The organism is Paracrocinitomix mangrovi, assembly GCF_019740355.2.
Lineage (GTDB): Bacteria > Bacteroidota > Bacteroidia > Flavobacteriales_D > Crocinitomicaceae > Paracrocinitomix > Paracrocinitomix mangrovi.
Genome location: NZ_CP091819.1, coordinates 583,926 through 608,716, shown reverse-complemented (window position 1 = coordinate 608,716; position 24,791 = coordinate 583,926). Strand labels below are relative to the sequence as shown.

The following is a 24,791-nucleotide window of genomic DNA, read 5'->3' as shown; positions in this document are numbered from 1 at the left end:
GTTACGAAATTGTTAACAACAATTAGACGAATGAAGCTTCTTATAGGTTGATTGACCGATTAATATTATTCAATCACCATTCTTTTAACAGAGATGTTATTTTGTAAATCAGTAAAATGAAACAAATAATTACCCTGATTTAGACTCGAACAATCTACTGTGTTCTGCTCCAAATTTTCTGATTTAATTAATCTTCCGTCTATGGTGTAAATTTCCAGCTTTTGAAAATCAGTGTAATTGGTAATGTAAACCTCATTATTTGCGGGATTAGGATAAACCATTGCCTCAGTTCCGGTAAAGGAAGTAATGTTGGCAGCTGAAGGGTTTGGATGAGTAAATTGTTGGAAAAACAACCATGTCAATTCTGTCGTGTTTGTATCATTTGTAGGTTCAAACAAAATAATATGATCTGCATTGTTCATCCTCCACAATTCTAATGGAGTTGTACAGTTGTAAACAATTTTGTCAATGGTAATTCCATCACTTGCATTGTCTGCTAGCTGAGTAACGGTAGAGTCGCCTTGAAAACCATTGATGTCTTTTAGTTTGTCTATTGTCGGCTGAACAACACTTAAAGAAGGTAATGCAGGTGGATAATAAGGTACGGTTCCATCATTTGTTCCATGGATATGTAAAATCGGAGTTGGATAATCAGGCGTATAATTACCTAAATCAATGGTTGACATAGTTCCAATGTGACAAACAGCAGCAGCAATTCTATCACTCAATACATTTAAAGTGGTATAAGTCATGATTGATCCCATAGAAATACCACTCATGTAAACTCTGCTCAAATCAATATTGTGATCATTGTTTAGTGTGTCAATTAGTCTTGACATTAAAAGTACATCCTCACCTGAAGAGCTGAGTAAGGTATTGTTATTCCAGGCATTGCTACCTTGACCATTGGCTAATCCTTGAGGATAAATAATAATAAATCTGGCTGTGTCTGCTATTGGATGCATTCCCATTGCAGTTAATTGGCTTGCTGTTCCTCCTAAACCATGTAAGAATATTATTAGTGGAACTTCTTCTGTAATAGGATCATAGTTGACAGGAACATACTTGTAGTATTGTCTGGTAACTCCGTTTACTTGAATTGTTTCTAAAGTTGTTTGTCCAAAAGAAGTAATTGAACAAATCAATAATCCTAAAATTAAAAATGTGGTTTTCATGGTGTTAATTGAATGGTGCAGCAATTTACAAAGATTTAATTTAATGTGATTATTCTTGCTTTATTTCTATCTTAGGTGCCCTAATTTATTACATCAAATAAGCGTTTTTATGAATGTCAGAGATTTAGAGCCAAAAATTGTTTGGAATCATTTTGAAGATTTGAATGCTGTTCCGCGTCCTTCAAAGAAAGAAGAAAGAATTAGAAAATTCATGATGGATTTTGGAAATGGTCTAGGCTTAGAAACGTTAGAAGACGCGATAGGCAATGTAATTATCAAAAAGCCTGCATCTGCAGGTATGGAAAATAGAAAAACTGTTATCCTTCAAGCCCATATTGACATGGTGCATCAAAAAAACGCGGACACAGATTTTGACTTTAGTGCTCAAGGGATTCAATCATATATAGACGGCGAATGGGTAAAAGCAAAAGGTACAACGCTTGGTGCTGATAATGGGATGGGAGTAGCTGCGGCAATGGCGGTACTTTCAAATGATGAAATTAAACATCCAGCTATTGAAGCCCTTTTCACAATCGATGAAGAAACGGGTATGACAGGAGCAAAAGAATTGGATGGATCTAAATTAAGCGGTTCTATTTTATTGAATCTAGATACTGAAGATGATGATGAATTTTCAATTGGATGCGCCGGAGGTATTGATACTAATACAGAGTATGAGTACCAGGAAGAAGATATAACTGCAGATTATACAACTTTTAAAATTGAACTTAAAGGTTTAAAAGGAGGGCATTCAGGAATGGATATTCACTTGGGAAGAGGAAATGCTAACTTGTTAATGAATAGGATTATTTATGAGATGATGCAAGATGCGGATGTTCGTATTTGTGAATTAGATGGAGGAAGTTTGAGAAATGCTATTCCTAGAGAGAGTTTTGGTGTAGTGGCAATAAAATCTAATAAGCAGCAGTATGCAATAGATACATTCAAAGGGGTGTTAAGTCAAATTAAGGATGAATATAGAGAAGTAGAACCTGATATGGTTGCTAATTTAACTTCATGTGATTATACAGGAAAAATGGTTTCTAAACATGATATGGATGCAATTGTAGCTGCTATTTATACAACACCTAATGCGGTGTGGAAAATGAGTTTTAATATTCCAGGTTTGGTGGAGACATCATCTTCATTAGCAAAAGTAATAATCAAAGATGGGGCTTTTAAAACTCAGTCTTTGCAAAGAAGTATGATTGAGTCTGGCAAAAGAGATATAGCTAATGCTATTAAGCTTAATTACGAACAGATTGGAGCAGAAGTGGTGCAAGGAGGAGATTATCCTGGATGGGCTCCAAATCCGGATTCTGAGATATTAGAAGTGATGAAAGGATTGTATGCATCAATGTTTAAGGATGAGCCTAAAGTTGAAGCGTGTCATGCAGGATTAGAATGTGGTATTTTAAGAGAACATTTACCAGCTTGTGATATGATTTCATTTGGTCCGACAATCAGAAACCCTCATTCTCCGGATGAAAAAGTAAACATTGCTTCGGTTCAAAAATTCTGGAATTTGTTTCTTAAGGTATTAGAGGATATTCCCGCAAATTAATGAAGAATAGTAGGGGTATATTATTGATGGCAACAATGTTGCTGGTTTTGGCGGCATGTCAAAAAGATATGATTCATGAAAAGTATATTCAAAACTCTACTACTGCAGACACTATAACTGTTGTAAATCCTGACTTTGATACGGTTTTTACAATTTATCCGGGAACTTCTTCAATGATTTATTCATTTACTGTTTTAGATAGGGATCAGCCTCAAGAAGCTTGTAAATGGTTGGGAGATACGCTTTGGATTACGAATCAAGATGATTCAACCTGTGATAAATTAGTGACTATCGAAGAGAACTGGCAAAGTATTGTTACAAATGTTGAAAAGAGACAAAGATTACAGACCTGTACCTTTATTATTCAGGATGGAGATTTTTAGGGTTTGATTAGCTCTTTTCCTAATTCATCTGCAATTGCCATTTCATGATCAATCATCCAGCGAATTATTTGCATGACTTCATCCCTCATTGAGATTTCAAATTGACCTACTATTTCTTCAATTTTTATACGATCTGATATGTTAAACTGATTATTTATGTATTTGTATACAGAATCTTGTATATCAACATTGTAAGGGGTTGATTTTTTACAATTCAAACACTTGCCGCAATCTTGATTTGTTTCCTCTCCAAAATACAGCATAAGTTGCTTTTGAAAGCATTGGTTGGATGTCAAAAATGATTCCATTGCTTTTAACTTCTCTAATGCTATCTCTTTTCGCTTGTTATAATTTTCATAAGGAAGAGATAAATTTGTTATGTCTAGTCTTTCTGTTAAATAGGTTATATAAGTGCCTTCATTTTTAGGTAAATAAGAGATGGTTCCTTTTTTATCCAAGGTGTTTAAGATGTCTTTTACTTCTTTTAAACCAAGTTTTGTATGTTTTGAAATCACAGCTTCGTTGATCGCCAGGTGATCTTCAAAAATTCCCATTTGAGTTCTGAGCAAGAATTGAATGATTACGTTTGTTTTAGGATCTCTTACCTGTTCTTGATAAAGCTGGGTTTTGTCAACAAGTATCTTTATTCTAGACGGAGTGTTGTAGTCTTCTGAAAGACTAATGTAGCCGGCTATTTCTAGAAATTTTAAAGCGTTGAAAGTGGTTAAAAGTTCCAGGTTAAACCTATCTGCTAAGTCAAGTATATCAATAGGAAATACTTCTTCTTTTCCTGATCCTATAGCCAGTTGAAGATAGTTACCAAGAGCATTGTAGGTTGTTTTAATAACACTCAGTTCGGGATATTTGAGTTTAACATTTTCTTCAAGTTTCTTTAAATCAGCTGGTTCATAGAATAAATAAGCTTCTGCTAATTGCTCATCTCTTCCGGCTCTTCCGGCTTCTTGAAAATATGCTTCCAACGTTTGTGGGATGTCGTAATGGAGGACGTATCGAACGTTTGGTTTGTCGATTCCCATACCAAATGCGTTGGTGCACACCATTATTCTGCTTTTGTCGCTAATCCAATCTTCCTGTCTTTGCTGACGGATTTTATAGTCTAGTCCTCCATGATAAAAAGTGGTATTGTATCCTTTGTCTATTAGGTTTTTGCAAAGATTCTTAACTTCTTTCCTTGTTGAGCAGTAGATAATGCCTGTTTCGTCTATGTGATTAGAGAGGTATTCTGTAATGTTATTGAGTTTATTGTTGCTGCATTTCACATTGTAGGTCAAATTGTCTCTTGTAAAACTATCTTGGATTACATTTTCTGAAGGAAATTCAAGCTTTTCCTGAATATCTTTAACTACTTCAGGGGTTGCTGTGGCTGTCAGAGCGAGAATCGGAACTCCAACTTTTAACTTTCTTATTTCTTTAATATTCAAATAAGCAGGTCTAAAATCATATCCCCATTCAGAGATACAATGTGCTTCATCAACCGCTATTAGACTAATGTTCATTCTTTCAAGCCTAACCTGGAATAATCTTGAACCTATTCTTTCTGGTGAGATGTATAAAAATTTGGTGTTGCCATATATTGCATTATCCAACGCAATGTCAATTTCTTTTTGGCTCATAGCACTGCTTATAGCTACTGCCTTGATGTTTCTGCGTTTTAATTGATCTACTTGATCTTGCATTAATGCGATTAGCGGAGAGATGACTATACAAACGCCATCTAATTGTAGCCCTGGAACCTGGTAGCATATGGATTTGCCTCCACCTGTGGGTAAAAGTGCTAAAGTGTCCTTTTTTTCTATGACACTGTTGATGATTTGATCTTGTTTTTTTCTAAAACTGTCAAATCCCCAGTATTTTTTTAATATTTCAAGCGATTCGTTCAAAAAACAATTAGGCTGTTAACATTTGGTTTACTAAATTAAAAAAACAATGAACCATACAACTATTGTGGGCTGAGATTGTGGATAACTAATGTTGATTAAACAGGATTTTATCACTATCTTCGCGCTCAACAAAAATCCCTTTTTCAAATATGGACATAGGAGTGAATAACATACAAATCACAAAAACCCAAAATTCAAAATTGTCATCTGTTGACTTTGATAATCTTCCTTTTGGTAAGGTGTTTACAGATCACATGTTTGAAATGGATTACAAGGACGGTAAGTGGCAAACACCTACAATTGTTCCTTTTGGTAATTTACAATTACATCCTGCAACTTCTGCTTTGCATTATGGTCAAGCAATCTTTGAAGGATTAAAAGCACAAAAAACGGCTAATGGAGAGATTTTAATCTTTAGGCCGGATATGAATATCAAAAGATTTAACGAGTCAGCTAAACGTATGTGTATGGCTGAAGTTCCTGAAGATCTATTTATGGAAGCATTAAAATCATTGATTGATCTTGATAGAGAATGGGTTCCGTCAAATGATGGGCAATCTCTATACATTAGACCATTCATGATTGCTACTGATGATTATGTCGGAATTAAACCATCTGATAATTATAAGTTTGTTATCATTCTTTCTCCTGTTGGAGCGTATTATGCTGAGCCAGTGAAGGTGAAAATTGAAACGCATTACACAAGAGCTGCGGAAGGTGGAGTAGGAAGAGCTAAAGCGGCTGGAAATTATGCGGCTTCTTTATATCCTGCTAAATTGGCACAAGCTGAAGGATTCCGTCAATTAGTTTGGACTGATGCTAAAACACATGAGTTTATTGAAGAGGCTGGTACTATGAATGTTATGTTTGTTATCAATGATGTTATTATCACTCCAGATGAGACAAAAGATACTATCCTTAAAGGAATTACAAAACGTTCAGTTGTTGAGATAGCTAAAGATTGGGGATACACAGTTGAAGAAAGGCCTGTAACTGTAAAAGAAGTTATTGATGCAATTAATAATGGAACTTTACAGGATGCTTTTGGTGCCGGAACAGCAGCTACGATAGCTCCTATAAGTCATATCGGATTTGAAGGAACAACGTATGAGCTTCCACCGGTTGAAGAGAGAGCTTTCTCAAATAAAGTAAAAGATTATGTTTCAAACTACAAGCTTGGAATTGAAGCTGATAAGTTTGGATGGATGGTTAAAGTATAATTTAATCTGATAAAATTGAAAAGGGATTCGTTTATGCGCATCCCTTTTTTTGTATATGGAAACAAAAGAAAAATACGGTTTAATAGGGAAAACACTAAGTCATTCGTTTTCAAAAAAATATTTCACTCATAAGTTTGATAAACAGTCAATTAATGCTAATTACTTGAATTTTGAATTGAACGATATTTCTGAGATAGAATCTGTATTTGCTACACCATTATTAAAGGGGCTAAATGTGACCATCCCTTATAAAGAAAGTGTTATTGATTATCTGGATGAATTAAGTGGTGAAGCTAAAGAAATAGGAGCTGTTAACACCATTCAATTTAAAAATGGAAAACACATTGGTCATAACACTGATGTTTTTGGTTTTAAACAAATGATTAAACCGTTTTTTAAATCCAGACATGAACGTGCAGTTGTATTAGGGACTGGCGGAGCAGCAAAAGCAGTTAAGTATGTGTTAGAAGAGCTTGGATGCAATGTGATATTGATAAGTCGTGAACCTAATCAGCCTGATCAATTTTCATATGAAGATGTTACTGATGTAATGTTGAAATATCATTTGTTGGTAGTAAACACAACACCTGTAGGGATGTATCCAAATGTAGATCAATGTCCTAACATACCTTATGAGTTTTTAACTCCCGAGCATTTGGTAATTGATTTGATATACAATCCTGAAAAAACATTGTTTCTTCAAAATGCTCAAAAACAAGGGGTTGTGATATTAAATGGTCAAACTATGCTTGAGCAACAGGCTGAAAAATCTTGGGAAATTTGGAATGAGTAGTCAAAAGCCTCATATTCTAGTGATTTTAGGTCCAACTGCAAGTGGAAAGACCAATGTGGCTTGTAATGCAGCTTTAAAACTGGATGGTGAAATCATTTCAGCAGACAGTCGACAGGTATATAAATTCATGGATATTGGGACCGGGAAAGATATAGAGGAATACACCATTGATGGTCAGCCAATTCCTTATCATCTTATTGATATTAAAGAACCGGGGTACAAGTATAACATTGCCGAATTTCAATTAGATTTTATTCAGGCATTAAACGATATAGTATCAAGAGGTAAAACACCCATATTGTGTGGTGGTAGTGGATTGTATTTAGAAGCTGCTTTAAAGGGGAGCTCATATCTAGGAATTCCCATGAATGAAGAGAGGAGAGGGGAATTAGAAAAATTAGGACTAGAAGAATTGCAAGTGATTTTTGAGGGCTTGAGTGAACAGGTTAAGAGAGATCTTAATAATGAAACTAAAAGAAGGGTAATACGGGCAATAATAGTGGATGAGTATTTAAAAGAGAATCCAAATTTTAAAACAGTCGATATTCCTGATTTTGACTTTACAATTATTGGGGTTGATGTCTCTAGAGAAGTGCGCCGGAACAAGATTACGAAAAGGTTGAAACATAGGGTGGAGAACGGTATGATTGAAGAGGTGGAGTGGTTGTTGCAAAATTACTTAACTTATGATGATCTAGAGTATTATGGACTTGAGTATAAATGGATTGGTCAATATTTGAAAAAAGAGATCTCAAAAGAAGAAATGGTGAGACAATTAAATATTGCTATTCATCAATTTTCTAAACGTCAAATGACCTGGTTTAGGAGAATGGAGAAAAACGGATACAACATTCACTGGGTTGACGGAGATATTAGTTTGAAAGAGAAAGTAGATGAAGTTTGTAATATCTATTCGGCCGTTTAAAATTTAATTTAACCAAACAGCCTGTATATACTATCCTTGGCAGAATTATTGATATATTCGTTGCTGTTAAAATTTACCGAAACAAGAATGAAAAAATACCTTTTATTAGTACTAGGAATAACGCTTTTTTTACAACCATTATTGGCGCAGAAAGGGCTTACAAATGAATTGATTTGGTCTTCTAGAGAATTTTCACCGGAGTATGCATCATCTGTTCGTTCAATGAATGATGGTGAGCATTTTTCTGCTTTAGAAAACAATCAAATTGTGAAATATGCCTATACCAATTTTGAAAAAGCAGAGAGTGTCATTTTTGATGGAGCCAAATTGAATGGTATTTCAATAGAAGATTACTTTTTTAATGCGGATGAAACAAAGCTTTTAATAGCTACAAAGATAAGCTATATCTATCGTAGAAGCTTTACAGCTAAGTATTATGTAGTAGATATAGCAAGTGGTAAAAGTGAAGCGCTTTATGATAAAGATGCTAAAGAAATGTTGGCTGAATTTTCTCCTGATGGATCAAAAGTAGCCTTCGTTTACGAAAACAACCTTTACTACAAAGATCTAAAGTCAGGAGAAGTTAAAGCCGTTACAAATGATGGGAAACAGAATGCTATCATCAATGGTTCTACTGATTGGGTGTATGAAGAAGAATTCTCTTTAACCAAGGCCTTTTACTGGTCTCCTAAAGGAACTAAAATAGCTTACCTGAAATTTGATGAATCTCAGGTTAAGGATTTTACAATGAAATATTATACCAATGATATTTATCCTGAGGAATACACATTTAAATATCCTAAAGCCGGAGAAGATAATTCAAAGCTAAGCCTTCATATATATCAGTTATCAGACGATAAAACACAAGAAGTAAATAAAGGTCCATTTGAATATTGTCCAAGAATGAAGTGGACACAAGATGATAACAAATTGGTGTATTTGATGTTAAATAGACATCAAAATCACTTGATTTATGCATCTGCAGAATGGTCTGATGAAGGTTTAAAAGGAGGAATAATTCACCAGGATCAATCTGAGCAATATGTAGAGGTTGATGACAATCTAATATTCTTGAATGATGGCAAGTCATTTTTAAGAACATCAGAATTAGATGGGTACAATCATATCTATTTGGTAGGATTTGACAGTAAAGTTACTCAGGTAACTAAAGGAGAATGGGATGTTGTAGAGTTAAAAGGGATTAATGAAGAAAAAGGGCTGATCTATTATATTTCAGCTGAAGAAGGAGCTATTTATAAAGATTTGTATTCAATCAAATTAGATGGTAGCGACAAAACCAAGCTATCTACTTTAAAAGGTGATAATGATGCTCAATTCAGTACCGGAATGAAGTATTATATCAATTTTTACTCTAGTACTGAAAACCCTTACAGGGTGTCGGTTCACAATGCAAAAGGCAAGGAGTTAGATGTTTTGATAGATAATGAAGCACTTAAAAATAAGCTTAAAAAATATGAATTAAGTAAAAAGGAGTTTATTCAAATTAAAGGAGCAGATCAAATGTTAAATGCATTTGTGATTAAACCAAAAGATTTTGATCCATCTAAGAAGTATCCGGTGTATTTCAATATTTACAATGGTCCTGGACACAATACAGTTACAGATTCATGGGGAGGAGCTAACTACTTTTATCATCAATTATTGGCTCAAAACGGATATATCGTTATTTCTGTAGATACAAGAGGAACAATGTATAGAGGTGCGGCATTTAAAAAATCAACTTATTTACAATTAGGGAAGTTAGAAACAGAAGATATGATTGCTGTGGCTAAAGAAGTGCAGAAATGGGATTATGTTGATGCTGATAGAATAGGAGTGATGGGATGGAGTTATGGTGGATATATGACTTCACTTTGTATGACTAAGGGGGCTGATGTGTTTAAAATGGGTATTGCTGTAGCGCCAGTTACCAATTGGAAATGGTATGACAATATTTACACGGAGCGTTTTATGAGAACACCTCAAGAAAACAAAGAAGGTTATGAGGATAATTCGCCGGTGAATTTTGCAAGTGATTTAAAAGGAAAGTATTTAATTGTTCACGGTTCAGGAGATGATAACGTTCATGTTCAAAATACAATGGAAATGGTTGATGCCTTAGTGAAAGAGAACAAAGATTTTGAAATGTTTATTTATCCGAATAAAAATCACGGAATTTATGGTGGTTATACGCGTTTAAATCTATTCAATAAGATGTTGAAATTCACATTAGACAACCTTTAAACAACATTCTACATTAACCTACGTCTATTTAATATGAAGTCTGTTTTGATATATAGCTTAATTATTGGGTCATTTTTGCTTCAATCTTGTGGGGCATCAAAGGAAGCTACTGAAACGGTAGTAACAGAAAATATTGATGTTTCTGAAGTTAAGCCTGAAAATATAGATACAAATGCGATAGTGTGGATGGATTTTGAGTCTGCTATTGATGCCAATGAGAAAAATAAAAAACCAATTTTCATTGATGTTTATACTTCTTGGTGTGGATGGTGCGTGAAAATGGATAATTCAACTTTTAAAGATAAGGATGTAGTAAAATACATGAATGAAAAGTTTTACTCAGTAAAAATGGATGCCGAATCTAAAGATCCAATTGCCTTTAAAGAAGTGTTGTACGAATATAAAATGTACAATGAAAAAACAGGTTATAATGAACTGGCTGTTAATCTGCTAGGCAGTAGCATGAGTTTTCCTTCATTTGTGATTTTGTCTAAAAAACAAGTGAAAGTAGGAGTGATCAAAGGTTATCAGCAACCATCACAATTACTGGCTGCACTTAAGAAATACGAGTAAAAAGTATTTTTTATCCAATTCTGTATTACAAGAACATGTAATAAGTATATTCATAGCCGTTATATTTTATCGGCCTTATGGGATTTTCGTTTAAAGAAAGAATTAAATATCGCTTTGAAAGATATTTAAGCAAAGGTGGTGCGTCCATCTTTATGAGTCTATTTGTACTCTTTTTAATCCTTTTCATCATTATTATTGGTGTAAGATTTTTTATGCTCAAGGCAAATCCTGATTTGGGACATCCTGAGCATACAACTTTCTGGGATGATATCTGGAAAACCTGGTTGCAAATGACCGATCCCGGTAATATGAACCAGGACAATGAAGCACCAACCTGGTTGAAAATAACTTCTATTCTTGCCGGGGTTGTAGGTGTGGTAATCCTATCCATGCTAATTGCCTTTATCACAACTACTTTAGAGAATGTATTTTACAATTTCAGAAAAGGTAGAGGTAAAGTAATTGAGGATGATCATACTTTGATATTGGGATGGAATGAGAGAGTTGTTGACATTATCAGAGAGCTCATAATAGCCAATGAAAGTGAGCGTAAGGCAAGTGTTGTAATTCTTTCAAGAGAAGATAAAGAGGAGATGGATGACTTGATTGCCAAAAGATTGCCTCAAACAAAGTCAACCAGAGTAGTGACTACTACAGGGGATTATGCAAATATTAATGAATTAAACAGGGTTAATATTTCAGGAGCAAAGTCTGTTATTTTATTGGCTAACTGTTCTGAAAGTAGTTCTGACGACGAAAAAGTAGAATCTGATGTGCAGTCAGTTAAGGCAATTATGGCCATGATTTCATGTCAGGGAGGACAAAATAAACTTCCAATAATTGCAGAGATCTTCAGTGAAGAAAAAAGAAGATTGATTTCCTTTTTTAATGATGAAAACATCATTGCCCTTGATTCTTGGGATATTATGGGTAAACTTTTGGTGCAAACTTCTTTAACAAGTGGGTTAGAGATGGTGTACAATGAAATCTTGTCTTTTGATGGATGTGAGGTTTATTTTCATCATGCCAACTGGAATGGGGTAACATTTAAGGATTTACCATTTCACTTTGTTGATGGAATACCATTGGGTGTTTACAATGAGAAAGATGGTTTGAGATTGCGACCGGATGCAGATTATTCATTAGTTCCTGAAGATCAAATCATCATTTTGGCAGAAGATGACTCTACGATTAACTATGAAGCATCTAAGATCATGTCACCTGTAGAATTAGAGTTATCAGGTAAAAAGTTGGAGCAGAAAAGTAAGAATGTATTGATTCTTGGTTGGCACAATGTGGCAGAAATATTCATTCATGAATCTTCAGATTATCTAACTAAAGGAACTAAAGTGGATATTTTGTTCAATGAACCAAATGACTTTTTGAAAGATAAGGTAGACTCATTAAAACAAGAATATCCTGATTTTGAAATAGTGCTACATGATTCAGACCCATTAAAACTGGAGAATTTAGAAAAGGTCAATCCATTTTCTTATGATAATATCATTATTCTATCTCAAGATTTAAATGAGTTAAGAGCGGATAAAATTGACTCTGATACACTGATTATTCTTTTGTTATTGAGAAATATCAAAAAAGAGGAGGAGCAAATTGAAACGAAGATAATTACGCAGGTGTTAAACTCAGAAAATCAAGAAATTATAACGCAAACAGATGTTGATGATTTCATAATCAGTAACAAGCTAATTACAATGATTTTGGCGCAATTATCTGAAGAACCACTGATCAAGATGCTTTATGATGATTTATTTTCAGAGGATGGAAGTGAGATTTATGTTAAACCGGCAGATTTATATTTTAAAGAATTTCCGGCGAAAGTAACTTTTGGAGATATAATTGGCTTGGCTGCTAAGAGAGAAGAGGTGTGTTTGGGTATCAGAAAAGGCAATAAAAGTAAAGATGCGAATTCTAACTTTGGTGTAACACTGAATTTGCCTAAAAATCAACAGGTAGAGATTGAAAAAGGTGATTTTTTGGTGGTCTTGTCTGAAGATGAATTATAGACAAAGTGAATCTAATTGATATAGCTTACGAATGTCTAAACAAATATTTTACAAAAAAGTAGTGTTAGCGTTGGATTAGATAATAAAATTCATATTATCTTAGGGGGACTAAAATTACATAAATACGGATAGAGCAATATGGAAACGAATACAGATCAGCAAGTTGCAAAAATTGAATTAGATGGGAAGATCATTGAATTACCAGTAATTATTGGTACTGAAGATGAGAAAGCTGTTGATATTTCTTCACTTCGTGCGCAAACTGGATACATTACTTTGGATAAAGGTTTTAAAAACACCGGGTCATGTACTAGTAGCATTACGTTTCTTGATGGAGAAAAAGGAATATTGAGATATAGAGGTTATCCTATCGAGCAATTAGCGGAACAAGCTTCTTTTCTGGAGGTAAGTTACCTTATTTTAAATGGTGAACTTCCTACACAAGAGCAATTGTCAAATTGGGAAGATGAGATTGATCACCATACTTTGGTGCATGAGGATATGAAGAGATTCTTTGAAGCTTATCCTGCGCAGGCACATCCTATGGGAATTTTGGCTTCTATGATTTGTTCAATGTCAACTTTCTATCCAGAGTCTCAAGATCCGCATAGATCTAAAGAAGCTTTCCAACTATCTATCAATAGATTAATTGCTAAGTTGCCTACTTTGGCAGCAATGGTATATAAAAATGCTGTTAGACATCCGTTTATGTACCCAAAAAATGATTTGGGATATATTGAAAACTTCATGTACATGATGTGGGGTATGCCTACTGAGGATTATACACCAAGTCCTGTAATTGCAAAAGCTTTAAATAAATTATTGATTTTACATGCTGATCACGAGCAAAACTGTTCTGCTTCAACTGTAAGAATAGTAGGTTCATCTCAAGCTAACCTTTACGCTTCTATTTCAGCAGGAATTTCAGCTTTATGGGGTCCTCTACATGGTGGAGCAAACCAAGCTGTTATTGAGATGCTTGAAATGATTCAAAATGATGGAGGTGATCTTGATAAATGGGTTGCAAAAGCAAAAGATAAAGAAGATCCATTTAGATTAATGGGATTCGGACACAGAGTTTATAAGAACTTTGATCCAAGAGCAACAATTATCAAACAAGCATGTGATGATATTTTAGAGGAACTTGGAATTAATGATCCTACATTAGAAATAGCTAAAAAATTAGAAGAAGTAGCATTAAGTGATGAGTACTTCAAATCTAGAGGATTGTATCCAAACGTTGATTTCTATTCAGGTATCATTTACAGAGCGATAGGTATTCCAACTGAAATGTTTACAGTAATGTTTGCATTAGGAAGATTACCGGGATGGATTGCTCAATGGAAAGAAATGTTAGACAATGGTGATCCAATTGGTAGGCCAAGACAGGTTTATACAGGATACAACAAAAGAGATTTCGTTCCTGTTTCACAGAGATAAGAATAATCAAATTCATAAAGGAAAGCCACAACAAATCGTTGTGGCTTTTTTGTTATTCGTGCATAGTAATTATTAATTTATTATATTCGCTTTGAACGAATGAACAAATCTATACTATGAAAAAGATTATTTATACAGCTGCTTTATTGATGTTGGTTGGAATTTCAACTTCTTGTAAAAAAGGGACCTGCACGTGTACCGTTTTGGGATCAGAAATATCTACAAAGGTAACTGCTGATGATCATGACGAATACAAAGACGCGAAAGCTAGTTGTGAAAATGCCGGATGTAAATGGTCTCCGGGACATTAAGAAATTAATTTAAACAAAAAAGCCGACTCATTGAAGTCGGCTTTTTTTATATCTAAATAATCAATTAAACTCTTTCAATTACAGTAGCGTAACCTTGTCCAACACCAATACACATGGTAACTAAGGCATATCTCTTTCCAGTTTTCTGTAATTCAATTGCAGCTGTTTGAAGAATTCTTCCTCCTGTCATTCCAAGTGGATGCCCAATAGCAATTCCTCCTCCATTAGGGTTGATTCTAGGATCATCATCTGCAATTCCCATTTCTCTTGTACAAGCTAAAACCTGAGCAGCAAATGCTTCATTGATCTCAATGATGTCCATGTCATCAAAAGTTAATCCTGCTCTGGCTAATGCTTTTTGGGAAGCATAAACTGGTCCTATTCCCATTATTCTTGGTTCAACGCCTGCAACTGCCGCCGATACTATTCTTGCCATTGGCTTAAAGTTGTTTGCTTTAACAGCATCTTCTGAGGCCACGAGTAGAGCAACAGCTCCGTCGTTTAGGCCTGATGCGTTACCAGCCGTTACTGATCCTCCTTCTTTCTTAAAAGCAGGTCTTAAATTGCTTAATATTTCTAAAGTTGTAGTTGGCTTAATGAATTCGTCCTGATCAAAAATTAGTGGATCTTGTTTTCTTCTTGGAATACTAACCGGGATAATCTCTTCTGCTAATCTACCAGAAGCTTGTGCTTTTGCAGCTTTCATTTGACTGTTGTATGCAAACAAATCCTGGTCCTCTCTTGAAATGTTATACATCTCCACTAGATTTTCTGCCGTATTTCCCATTCCGTCAGTGCCATAAATCTCTTGCATTTTTGGATTGACAAATCTCCATCCAAAGCTTGAGTCATGCATTTCTGCATCTCTACCAAATGGTTTAGACACTTTAGAAATAACCCAGGGACCTCTTGTCATATGTTCAACACCACCAGAAATATAAATGTCTCCATTTCCTGTTTGAATAGCTCTTGCTGCATTAATAGTTGAAGCCATTCCTGAAGAACATAATCTATTTACCGTTTCACCACCAATCGTCCATGGTAATCCGGCTAATAATAAGCTCATTCTGGCAACATTTCTATTGTCTTCACCGGCTTGGTTGGCACAACCAAAAATTACGTCTTCAATGTCTTTAGGATCCAGGTTTGAATTTCTGGCAACCAACTCTTTCATTACAAGTGCTCCCAAATCATCTGTACGAACAGGGGATAGGGTTCCACCAAAGTTTCCAATTGCCGTTCTTACAGCATCAACAATAAAGACATCTTTCATCTGAACTAATTTTTATTATGTGGTTTACGATTAATGATTGTTTCAAATTTAATAAGTTTGAATGATATTCTATGCTTAGTAAAATTGATGATAAGAAAATAATTGCTGTGTTGATGACAATCCAGCTTATTCTTTGTGGTTTAGCCATTAATTCATTTCCAATTGCATTAGATGAGCCATTTTCAATTTTCTGGTCTCAACAGGACTTGCATGAGCTAAATGTCATGTTCCAAAGCGAGAACAATCCACCACTACATTTTTATTTACTTCATTTTTGGATTAAATTATTTGGTGTTGGACCAGTTGCTGTGCGGTCACTTTCATTAATCTTTAGTGTATTAAGTATTCCGGTGCTCTTTTACCTAGGTAAGAAATTACAGGGACGTATGGTTGGAGTACTAGCTGTTCTATTTTTTATTTTCTCTTCTTTTAATCATTATCATGCTGTTGAAGCTAGAACTTATTCCCTATTTGTTCTATTGTCTCTTTTAGCATTTAATGATTTATATGATTTCATTTTTAAGAGTGAAAAAAGGTATTTAAGATTGGCAATTTGGAATGGTTTGTTGCTTTACACTCATTATTTGGGTGGTTTTGTAGTTGTTTGTGAGGTTGTGGTCTTCTTCATCTTATTTAAGAACTTAAGTGTCAAAAAAATAGGTTATTTGGTCTTGTCAGGATTGATTTCTGCTGTTATTTACATACCCGGAATTTTACTACTGTTTAAGAGACTAGAGCATTTTAATGATCAGGGAACATGGGTTCCAGAACCTGAGATTACTGAACTATATGGAAATATATTAAGGTTTTTAAACAATTCAATTGTGGCAATGATATTATTGCTAGGCCTCGTTGTATTGTTTGTGATCAACAGAAAAAATACAATTCAAAAACTTCCTGACTTTTTGAAAAACAAACAGTTTGTATTTGCTATTACTACTTTTCTGGTACCTTATTTGGGAATGTATATTGTTTCTGTGATTTTTCAACCGATATTTTTGGATAGATACTTGCTTTTTACAACTCCGTTTCTTTTTCTGTCGTTAGCAATGGTGATTTGTTTTCTGTTTACGAATTGGTCTAAAAAAGCTTATTTATTGCTATTTACTGTGCCTTTTATAATTACATGCAACTATTTTCCTGACAATGATAGAGAAGGAGATGAGATAGCAAAATATGTGGCATCTGTAAAAGATGAAAGTAATTCGGTAATTGTCATTTCTCCTCCGTTTTATGACCTTACGTTTATGTATCACTACAAACCTGAGAATTTTGCTGATTACAAAAGATTCAAGGAAACAGAATTAAATGAAAATGTTTATCCCGTATATAGCTTAAATGAAATTTCAGGAGATTTAAGAGGAAAACAGTTGATTTATGTAGATGCCAATTCTAAATTTCTTTTTCCCGAACAGCAATTGAAGAAAGAAATTGAATCCAGATTTAAGTGGAAAGAAGGACGAGAATTTAAAGGTGAGTATGAGGTTCATGTTTATGAATAAAGAATGATAAAATCAATAAACATAATAGGTTCAGGAAATGTAGCTCATTATTTTGGGCAACAGCTTAAGAATAAAGTTCTTATAAAAAATGTGTTTTCTAGAGATTTAAAACACGCAAAAAAATTAGCCGAGAAAATAGGAGCATTACCTGTGAGTAATTTGATGGATCTTGATCAAAATGTGGATCTTAATATCATATGTGTATCAGATAAAGGGATATTGGAGGTTTGTAATTCACTAAATAAAAGTATAGCTGCAGTGCATACGTCAGGAATGACAGACTTAAAAGCATTTGATGGCTTTAGTCATTATGGTGTTATTTATCCATTGCAAACTATGAGCAAAAAGAATTTGCCTAGTAAAGATATGGTGCCAATCTTTATTGAATCAAATGTCATAGATTTTGAACATAAGCTTTTGGATTTATCTAAGAATACACTTGGGGAAGAAATAAAGGTTCTAAGTTCTGCTAAAAGAAGTAAGATGCATTTGGCAGCTGTATTTGCAAATAATTTTGTGAATTACATGTTACGTGTTTCAGGTAATATAGCTGCTGAAAATGAATTGGATTTTGAAGTACTATTGCCTTTGGTACAACAAACCATTAAAAATGCAGCTGAGATAGGAGCAGAGGATTCACAAACAGGTCCAGCTATCCGGAAAGATGAAGAAACTATCAATAAACATTTGGCCTTATTGAAAGATGAGGACAGGAAACGACTTTATCAATTAATAAGTGAATTGATATCTAAGGGGAAAGCTTAATCTTTGATTATTTTCTTTCTGTAAACTTGCCCATCTAAGTTGAACTGTACAATATACATTCCGGAAGATAAATCAGAAAGTGTTACTTCTTGCGTTTTTGACATGTTTGATAACATCAATTTTCCTGAAGTATCATATATCCTTACATCTTCTACAAATTGTGAGAATTTGAGATGATCAATTACTGGTACGGGATAAATTGAAAAATCTTGAGGTAATATTTCTTCTGTAGAAGTGGTGATTTGATCAAGTACAGAATTGATAAAAACACCTGGAGATTGATTCCACGAATTTGATTCATCAATTTTAATAATGTATACATTTTTACCACCGGTTGATACAAGTTCTGTTGTTCCTATTGCAATGATTCCATTGTCATGACAATAATCCATCCCTCTAATTTCATCAAAGCCATCTAATCCAAAATTCTGTAAGTATGGTGTCCAGCCATAGCCAGCATCAACTCTGCTAATAAAAAATTCAGGAACACCTGTGCTAACATCACCAGAACCCCAAGAAGTGGTACTTCCACCATAATAAATGTTATTAGTGCTTGGTTCTACAACAATGTCATAAACTATATCGTATCCTTCCTGGTCTCCCGCCCAAGAAGTATCAGCTATTTCCGTTAGGCCATCCTCTGAAATTTGGTAAATCCAGAAATCATAATAATGTATGGTATTAATTGTTCTGGCACCGCCCATTGTATAGGTGCTGTTGTTCTTTGTTACTGAATTAAAATAATCTAATTCAGGATGTCCTGTTACCACTTCCCATCCAGCGTTTCCATTTAAATCACATTTTACAATCCAACCATCAAAATCACCATTCCCTGAACTATTGGTTTGACCTACTGCTACTATTGAGTCTCCATCTACATATACTCCATTAAACCAATCTTCCATAACACCTCCAAATGCCTTTGTCCAAAGTGTATCTCCGTTTTTGTCAGTTCTAAGGATAAATCCGTCATTCATTCCTGCCCCAAAAGAAAAAGTTTCTCCTACCATTACAAAGCCGGAATCTGGAAGTTGTGCCAGTCCGAAACACTTGTCCCAATCATTGCCTCCGTAATATTGTTCCCATACAGGAGTTCCCATGGAATCAGTTTTAACTAAATAAAAATCAAATCCACCGCTTCCATAAGAATTAGTATAACCGCCAATAGCGAAACCATTCTCAGATGTTAATACAATTGATTCACCCCATTCTGTAGCGCTACCTCCATAATTTCTAGACCATTCAAAATTACCTAAAGAGTCTAGCTTAAGTAAGAAAGCATCTGCATTTTGCGAAACAAAACTGCTTGAGCTACCTGTTGCTATATAACCGGTATCAGGGGTTTGAAGAATGTCTCGTCCAAAGTCATAACCTGAATTCCCAAAAGATTTCATCCAATGAATATTCTGGCTAATTCCATTATAGCTCAAGATTGTTAAAAATATAGTCAATGTTGCTATCCTCATCCTCAGATCTTAAAATGAAACGAAAAATTTAATGATCTACCAAATCCAAAGTTCTTAGAAATAAGCCCAATCATATCGTATGATCCCAAAGCTAAGTACGCCTTGTCTTTTATCCAGTAATTAAAGTTGACTCCCCATCTAAATCCTGCAAATCCTCCATAAGATACTCTTGATGAAAGGCTAAAGTCTTCACGTGCTTTAAAGTAAACCCCTCCAAATAGATATGGGAAATAATTAGGAATCATAATTGTTTTAAATCCAAAAATAGCCTGCCATTTTTGATCTATACCGTGGTCAGGTACTTTTTGAACTACCAATTCAAATGGCATTACTTCTACATGTACATCAGTATATTCAGTAACTCCAAGTGTATCCATCCACTCAATGTTCTTGTAGACTGTGGTGTCTTGATTAAGTAAGTCACTTACATCAATTCCCGAATAAGCACCATCTGTATTAACAAAGTATTTATTGGTGTTTTTGTTCCAGAACATTATTCCTAAATTATTGATTTTGAAATTAATAATCTGTCTATTTTTAACCTTTCCTTCAAATATAAAATTGTAGTTAATGTCTACAGAAAAACCATTTCCTTGAAAAGCCCAGTACGGGAACATTCTGTCTGTCATAAACATACTTGCACTGCTGTAAACATCAATTGTGTCAACATCAGGTCTTGTGTAGATCCAACTTTCGTTCATTTGAGCTTTAATAGCTTTACTGCCGGCTAAATAATTAAGCGTAATACTTGAGAAATTATGCTTGTTATAAAATCCAAAGCCAATTTTTTGATAATGCATATAATGCGCAGTTGAGTAGGTGAGACTCATGGTATCTCCCACAAAATCTCCATTACCATACATTGCTAAATTGAATAAATCCTTGCTGATATGCGAAGCCATGTAATGGTTATCTGAAAAATGAACTTTTAATCCAAATAACTCATTTTTAAACATGTTAACACTTGGTGTAAAGCTTTCTATAGACTGTTCAAATTCACCTCCAATCAGGTTTCTATTCTTAAAACGATCTCTATTGGCATCTTTTAATTCACTATCAATAGTACCTCCAAAGATGAATTTATCCATAAAGGCATTATTCAATCTGTTACTAGCGTAGGCATTGTATGAATTAATCCGGATAAGATTGTCTTCATTTACAGTATCATTAAAAACAACAGTTGGTTCTTGTCCAAAGCAGTTCAATGCAATAAGAAAAGTGCTCAATAATGCTATTCTCATAAATGGATACTGATTTGTAGGTTAGATCTTAAATTAAAATCAAGATTAGCGCTGGCATCAATCTTTACTTTTTGAGCATTATCTGTTGTAAAGGCTACGATTAAAGCTATTTTTTTAGCTTCTTCCAGATAAGAAATATGTTGACTATTTAAGTTGAATAGAATTGAACCACTGTAAGGAGTAGTCAAATAATTATTTCCATTATAAGTTCCTGAAATCAATTGATTGTCAGCAACAACACTATCTAATACAACATTATTGTCATCCAATAGATATAATTTAGTATCGGCTCCTAAAGGAAAACTATTTGTGTAATCCAATATTATTTCCGCATTGTTTCCGGTGTAGCTCTCACTTCCCGTGTAAGAAATATCAAAAGTGTCAGTTAAAGTCAATTGGTTGGCACCAATGTCTAATGGAAATTCTCCATTAACAACAATATCCAATGTTGAACCAGGAAATTTTTCATCTGTACCGGCAGTTATATTGCCATTTGGATTAATTATCACTTCATATCCTAAAAGTATTTCATCCGGTAAATTTTCAATAAAGGCAGCTATGTTAGAATTAGTATTGTTGATAGTAATAGGATAAGCAGAGTATTGCCAATCATAAATCCCTCCAGTTGCCGGATTTATATTCAAATTGCTTCCTAATTGTGGAAATGATAAATCGGTAATGCCTCCTGTTTTAGAATTAATACCTGACATTTGAGTCAACTTAGCCTGCGCAATTAAGTTGAAGCCGTTCATGATGGAAACAGTCATGTCTATTGAATCAACATCTACCGCTCCACTTAAAACAGCATCCATAAAAGGAAGTTTTATAGAGGTGGTGTCAGAAAATGTATGCTGACCAAAATAACCCCTGGCATAATCTACCACTACATCTGTAAAGGAAATTTCATAAAAAACAGAATCACTGGTGGAAACAGAAAAGGAGGCTGTGTCTTCATCAGATTCTATTAAAAATAAACCGGATAATGTGTTGTATAGATCTCCTGAAACCCCAGTTAGATCCATTAAATATCCTGACATATCAACAGCATCAATAGATACGGTTGGATTTGCTTGAGAACCTGCCGGTAAATAATATGATTGATAAAAAGGAGTACCATTTAAAATGATTTTAGGGAAATCCATGGTCATTTTAGTTTTTCCTCCCCATTCAGAAGTAAGCTTAAACGTTACTGTCCCTTCTTTTGCTATAACCTGTTTAATTTCAATATCACCTAAGTTCCAAGGTTGATCAGCTGAATCAGCCCAAATAAATCCCGGATTAACATCTAAAGGAAACGCAAATGCTGTGCTCTCTACAATAGAAGTGTCAGGTAATTGAATAATTGAGTCAATAGAAACGCTATAAGCTGTTTCATTATAAACTATGGATAAATAATTATCCCCATTTGTAGTGGTGTAATCAGATGGAACTAAATCATTGATAGTTAGGTTTCCATGCACTAAAGGCGCCGACCAATTTGTGTCCCAGGTAGTTTTTTCTTTCTTACATGAAACTACCGCAAGCATGATTACAGCAACGAATATTAACCTTTTAATCTTCATGAATCTATAGTGTTAACGAATGTAGTGATAAATTCGTTTGTCTCGTTTGATAATAATAAAGAGATGCCTGTTAACTTTGAAAGCTAAAATTTTAAAGGAATTTAATATGTCTAAATTCAGAAGATTAAGCGCAGAGGAGCTTTCAATATTTGAAAATGAATTTATCAACTTCCTTGTTGTGAATGGAGTAGATGCCAATGAATGGGAAAAGATAAAAAAGGATAATGTAGAAAAAGCAGATAAAATGGTGGACATATTTAGTGACTTCGTATTTGAAAAAGTGATCAATGAAACAGAGTTTCTGATGTTCAGATCTCCCAAATATATCCAATGTGTACATTGTCAGCCTAATCAAATGTTTATGGTAGCCATTTCATCAATAAATGAGGATTATGACTTGACACAATATCAGATCACAGCATTAGATATGTCAAAAGTGGAATTTTATAAAGGGGAGAAAAAGTACCAGCAGGATAGAACAGCCGAACTATTTGAAATGATGAATAAAGGTTTTCAAAAAACGGATGGTACGCTCTACAAACAGTTGTTAATGATCAGTGTATCTGAATAATCATTAAATTCATCTCAAACTTATTATTATGGAAGAAGCCAGAACCGTTGACTACTCTAGAACTACTATTACAGAGTTAATGATACCTTCATTTGCCAATTTTTCAGGAAAAGTGCATGGAGGAACCTTATTGTCTTTAATGGATAAGGTGGCTTACGTTTGCGCTTCAAAGCATTCCGGAGCTTATTGCGTCACAGTTTCCGTGGATGGAGTGGAATTTAAAGAGCCGGTTGAAGTAGGAGAACTGGTGAGTTTAGCAGCTTCTGTTAATTATGTTGGTAATTCTTCTATGATTATAGGTATTAGAGTTGAATCTTTAAAGCCAAAGACGGGAGAAAAGAAGCATACTAATTCTTGCTATTTTACTATGGTGGCTAAAAATGAAGATGGTAGCTTGATGACAGTTCCAAAGTTAATTTTAGAAACACCTCAAGATGTTAGAAGGTTTTATGATGGTCGAATACTTAAGAGTATGCGTAAGCAAATTACAACCATGCTTGACACTGAAGTGAAATCTGTTACTGAGGATGAAATGATTGATCTAATTGATGAAGAAAGATGCATTGTCGGATATCCAAATAAATAATCTGTAACTAATTATAAAGCCATTCGTTATGAAGACAAGTAAATACACTAAAGCATTTCTATTTGTTTAGTTGCATTAAGTGAGATATTTATTTATGTGGTTTTAAAAGGAGTTCGTTCTTCCAGCATTTATGGAATGATCGAACTCTTTTTGATTTGAGACATATCCAATGACTAATAATTGAGTTTTGGCTTCGAATAATAAGATGAATTTTTTGTGTGCTCTTTAGTTTTTCATTTTTGATCAAAATAAAGGAGCTTAGTCAAAAGAAGAAAATCATGCGCTTAATTCAACTGTTTTTAATTCTCATTGCAGCTGCATCTTGTTCAGGCGAAAAAGAATATGTGAACAATATTGACAATGCGGTATCTGAAATAGTATTTGTTGGCAGTGATTTATCTGTAAGGAATTTAGATTCAAAAAAAATTGCCCTTGAATATCAGAAGGCAAACAACTCTATTTATCGCTTGGATTACGAATTGGTGGCCAGAGGTAAATTTATATTTATCAAGCAAACCAATTATAGTAAAGATGAGCTGAAACAATCTAACAATGTGACAGAAAAATACTTTGGATATCAAGCTGGAATGAGTGTTTATAAGTTGGATGAAGATACATTGTCAAATGATTTGAAGAAGCTGTTAAATCAGTACTGTTATTTGTATGATTACACTGGGAAAGAGAAAAAGATCTTAATGAAAGAAATTGTTATGATCAGTGATATGGCAGAATCACAACCTTATTATGCGATTCCACTTAACAAGTATGATGGTATAGAATACTATTCATTTGCATCTGTAAATCAAATTCCAAAATCGTCTTTTTACAACAGTGTTGCCAATTATGATAATATCGAAAGGCATAAAGTAATCGATCATTTTTTAAAAGGTCCAGAATACAAGCTGTTTAAAAAAGAATATCTAAACAAAGAGGTAGATTATTATCAAACAACGGCTAACGTTTGCTCTAATGGTAGCAAAGATTCTATTTATGTAGTACAATGTGCTATCATAGGTGATTGTGAATTTATTGATGAAATTGTGAGATGCGTGTACGTCAAAAAGGGTAGAAGTTTTGAACTTATTGGGGTGTCTAATATGAATCAATATTTGATGAGTATGGTGGATCTAAACAATGATGGAGTTCTTGAAATGTTAACAGGAGAATTCGCAGCTACAACTTTTCTTGAATTGCAGGATAAACACTACGAATCTAAAAGAACGCTACAATGGAGTATAGAAGAATGTCCATGTTAATCTTTACTTTTGTTCT

At 34.2% G+C, this 24,791-nt stretch carries 21 protein-coding genes; 15 read left to right on the top strand and 6 right to left on the bottom strand.

All coding sequences use genetic code 11. The features are described 5' to 3' along the window. Positions 1-65: 65 nt before the first annotated feature. Positions 66-1,175 carry a T9SS type A sorting domain-containing protein gene (locus K6119_RS02710; protein ID WP_221833890.1) on the bottom strand — a complete coding sequence of 370 codons (1,110 nt, stop codon included), beginning with the start codon at positions 1,173-1,175 and terminating at the stop codon, positions 66-68. A gap of 109 nt (positions 1,176-1,284) precedes the next feature. On the opposite strand from K6119_RS02710, the gene K6119_RS02705 reads away from it, so the two are divergent. Both K6119_RS02705 and K6119_RS02700 read left to right on the top strand, forming a co-directional pair. Continuing rightward, positions 1,285-2,739 (top strand): aminoacyl-histidine dipeptidase, encoded by a 1,455-nt coding sequence (locus K6119_RS02705; protein WP_221833891.1) that lies wholly within the window; start codon positions 1,285-1,287, stop codon positions 2,737-2,739. After that, complete coding sequence (locus K6119_RS02700) at positions 2,739-3,122, top strand: hypothetical protein (RefSeq protein ID WP_221833892.1); 384 nt, start codon at positions 2,739-2,741, stop codon at positions 3,120-3,122. Before K6119_RS02705 ends, K6119_RS02700 begins: the two co-directional genes overlap by 1 nt. Here K6119_RS02700 and K6119_RS02695 read toward each other — a convergent pair. Beyond that, a complete protein-coding gene (locus tag K6119_RS02695; protein WP_221833895.1) occupies positions 3,119-5,023 on the bottom strand; it encodes a RecQ family ATP-dependent DNA helicase in 1,905 nt (634 codons plus the stop codon). The two genes, K6119_RS02700 and K6119_RS02695, sit on opposite strands and share 4 nt — an antisense overlap. A 149-nt stretch (positions 5,024-5,172) precedes the next feature. Between K6119_RS02695 and K6119_RS02690 the strand changes: the two genes are divergently transcribed. The 8 genes from K6119_RS02690 (at position 5,173) to K6119_RS02655 (ending at position 14,553) form a co-directional block, all read left to right on the top strand. Next, positions 5,173-6,243, top strand: a complete 1,071-nt coding sequence (locus K6119_RS02690; RefSeq protein WP_221833896.1) for a branched-chain amino acid aminotransferase — start codon at positions 5,173-5,175, stop codon at positions 6,241-6,243. A 55-nt stretch (positions 6,244-6,298) separates the two neighbouring features. Continuing rightward, positions 6,299-7,036, top strand: a complete 738-nt coding sequence (locus tag K6119_RS02685; RefSeq protein WP_221833897.1) for a shikimate dehydrogenase family protein — start codon at positions 6,299-6,301, stop codon at positions 7,034-7,036. Then, on the top strand, positions 7,029-7,961 hold the full coding sequence (miaA, locus tag K6119_RS02680; protein WP_221833898.1) for a tRNA (adenosine(37)-N6)-dimethylallyltransferase MiaA: 933 nt from the start codon (positions 7,029-7,031) through the stop codon (positions 7,959-7,961). The genes K6119_RS02685 and miaA overlap by 8 nt, the downstream gene beginning before the upstream one ends. Positions 7,962-8,048: 87 nt before the next feature. Continuing rightward, positions 8,049-10,205 (top strand): S9 family peptidase, encoded by a 2,157-nt coding sequence (locus K6119_RS02675; protein WP_221833899.1) that lies wholly within the window; start codon positions 8,049-8,051, stop codon positions 10,203-10,205. 33 nt (positions 10,206-10,238) lie between these two features. After that, the gene (locus K6119_RS02670; protein WP_221833900.1) at positions 10,239-10,778 is read left to right on the top strand and encodes a thioredoxin family protein; all 540 of its coding nucleotides are present in this window, start codon (positions 10,239-10,241) and stop codon (positions 10,776-10,778) included. Positions 10,779-10,855: 77 nt separating this feature from the next. Then, positions 10,856-12,802, top strand: coding sequence for a CASTOR/POLLUX-related putative ion channel (locus K6119_RS02665; protein WP_221833901.1), 1,947 nt, complete (start codon positions 10,856-10,858; stop codon positions 12,800-12,802). A gap of 138 nt (positions 12,803-12,940) precedes the next feature. After that, positions 12,941-14,242 carry a citrate synthase gene (locus K6119_RS02660; RefSeq protein WP_221833902.1) on the top strand — a complete coding sequence of 434 codons (1,302 nt, stop codon included), beginning with the start codon at positions 12,941-12,943 and terminating at the stop codon, positions 14,240-14,242. Positions 14,243-14,358: 116 nt separating this feature from the next. Continuing rightward, a complete protein-coding gene (locus K6119_RS02655) occupies positions 14,359-14,553 on the top strand; it encodes a hypothetical protein (RefSeq protein ID WP_221833903.1) in 195 nt (64 codons plus the stop codon). Between the two features lie 64 nt (positions 14,554-14,617). Here K6119_RS02655 and K6119_RS02650 read toward each other — a convergent pair whose 3' ends face one another. Next, positions 14,618-15,826: a 3-oxoadipyl-CoA thiolase gene (locus K6119_RS02650; RefSeq protein WP_221833905.1), complete on the bottom strand. Its 1,209-nt coding sequence runs from the start codon at positions 15,824-15,826 to the stop codon at positions 14,618-14,620. A 71-nt stretch (positions 15,827-15,897) separates the two neighbouring features. Between K6119_RS02650 and K6119_RS02645 the strand changes: the two genes are divergently transcribed. Both K6119_RS02645 and K6119_RS02640 read left to right on the top strand, forming a co-directional pair. Then, positions 15,898-17,328: a glycosyltransferase family 39 protein gene (locus K6119_RS02645; RefSeq protein ID WP_221833906.1), complete on the top strand. Its 1,431-nt coding sequence runs from the start codon at positions 15,898-15,900 to the stop codon at positions 17,326-17,328. A gap of 3 nt (positions 17,329-17,331) precedes the next feature. Further along, positions 17,332-18,093, top strand: a complete 762-nt coding sequence (locus K6119_RS02640) for a Rossmann-like and DUF2520 domain-containing protein (RefSeq protein ID WP_221833907.1) — start codon at positions 17,332-17,334, stop codon at positions 18,091-18,093. Here the strand turns inward: K6119_RS02640 and K6119_RS02635 are convergent. The 3 genes from K6119_RS02635 to K6119_RS02625 all read right to left on the bottom strand — a co-directional run bounded on the left by K6119_RS02635 (position 18,090) and on the right by K6119_RS02625 (position 22,362). Beyond that, positions 18,090-19,487 carry a T9SS type A sorting domain-containing protein gene (locus tag K6119_RS02635; RefSeq protein ID WP_221833908.1) on the bottom strand — a complete coding sequence of 466 codons (1,398 nt, stop codon included), beginning with the start codon at positions 19,485-19,487 and terminating at the stop codon, positions 18,090-18,092. The genes K6119_RS02640 and K6119_RS02635 overlap by 4 nt on opposite strands. A gap of 74 nt (positions 19,488-19,561) precedes the next feature. Further along, complete coding sequence (locus tag K6119_RS02630) at positions 19,562-20,800, bottom strand: hypothetical protein (protein WP_221833909.1); 1,239 nt, start codon at positions 20,798-20,800, stop codon at positions 19,562-19,564. After that, on the bottom strand, positions 20,797-22,362 hold the full coding sequence (locus K6119_RS02625) for a hypothetical protein (protein ID WP_221833910.1): 1,566 nt from the start codon (positions 22,360-22,362) through the stop codon (positions 20,797-20,799). The genes K6119_RS02630 and K6119_RS02625 overlap by 4 nt, the downstream gene beginning before the upstream one ends. Before the next feature lie 76 nt (positions 22,363-22,438). Between K6119_RS02625 and K6119_RS02620 the strand changes: the two genes are divergently transcribed. The 3 genes from K6119_RS02620 (at position 22,439) to K6119_RS02610 (ending at position 24,775) form a co-directional block, all read left to right on the top strand. Beyond that, the gene (locus K6119_RS02620) at positions 22,439-22,933 is read left to right on the top strand and encodes a DUF6495 family protein (protein WP_221833911.1); all 495 of its coding nucleotides are present in this window, start codon (positions 22,439-22,441) and stop codon (positions 22,931-22,933) included. Positions 22,934-22,961: 28 nt separating this feature from the next. After that, positions 22,962-23,519 carry an acyl-CoA thioesterase gene (locus K6119_RS02615; protein WP_221833912.1) on the top strand — a complete coding sequence of 186 codons (558 nt, stop codon included), beginning with the start codon at positions 22,962-22,964 and terminating at the stop codon, positions 23,517-23,519. A gap of 278 nt (positions 23,520-23,797) precedes the next feature. After that, positions 23,798-24,775: a hypothetical protein gene (locus K6119_RS02610; protein ID WP_221833913.1), complete on the top strand. Its 978-nt coding sequence runs from the start codon at positions 23,798-23,800 to the stop codon at positions 24,773-24,775. The last annotated feature ends 16 nt before the right edge of the window (positions 24,776-24,791 follow it).